This is a genomic window from Halorubrum tibetense (assembly GCF_042661865.1).
In the GTDB taxonomy this organism is placed as follows: domain Archaea; phylum Halobacteriota; class Halobacteria; order Halobacteriales; family Haloferacaceae; genus Halorubrum; species Halorubrum tibetense.
Genome location: NZ_JBHSWW010000642.1, coordinates 1 through 613 on the forward strand (window position 1 = coordinate 1; position 613 = coordinate 613).

Consider the following 613-nt stretch of genomic DNA (forward strand, 5'->3'; position numbering starts at 1 on the left):
CTTCTGCACCGAGGCGGGCGGCGCGAGCGCGACCGGAGCCGGCGAGGATATCGCTCGGGTCACCCTCTCGCGCCGTGCGGTCGACCTCCTCGCGGACGGATACGACGCCGACACCGCGGCCGACCGTGCCATCCGAGAGTTCGACGACCTGACCGGTTCGGGCGCGGGCGTGATCGTCTGTGGCGACGACACGGTCGGCAGCGCGTTCAACACGGACGGGATGCAGACGAGCGCACGGGTGGAGTGAGGGTCGCTGTCGGTCAGTGTCGGGCGGAGTGGTCGGATCCGGATAGGATCCACTCGAACGCGGCGAGGAGCGTCACTCCAGCTCGGCGATGATCGTCTCACCGGCCCGAACGGCGTCCCCCTCGGCGACCAAGAGGTCTTCGCGATCGACCCCGGCGGGCAACACCACGTCGGCGCGCGAGCCGAACGAGACGTGTCCGACCCGCTCGCCACGCTCAACGCGGTCGCCGGCCGCGACCGCGGGGTGGATCCGGCGGGCGAACCAACCGGCGATGACGAGCAGCTCGTACTCGCCGAAGTCGATCGCGACCTGCTCGTTTCGGTCCGACTCCTTGTCGAACGCCGGGCGGTTCGCGCCGGGACGGTG

The 613-nt window shown here is 70.8% G+C and carries 2 protein-coding genes; one reads left to right on the forward strand and one right to left on the reverse strand.

The features are described 5' to 3' along the window. Positions 1-247: isoaspartyl peptidase/L-asparaginase (locus ACFQEU_RS17495; protein WP_379784222.1), on the forward strand; the 247-nt coding region annotated here is incomplete at its 5' end. A 72-nt stretch (positions 248-319) separates the two neighbouring features. On the opposite strand, the gene ACFQEU_RS17500 is transcribed toward ACFQEU_RS17495, so the two are convergent. Next, positions 320-613 (reverse strand): phosphatidylserine decarboxylase (locus tag ACFQEU_RS17500; protein WP_379784224.1); only part of this gene is annotated, 294 nt, incomplete at its 5' end.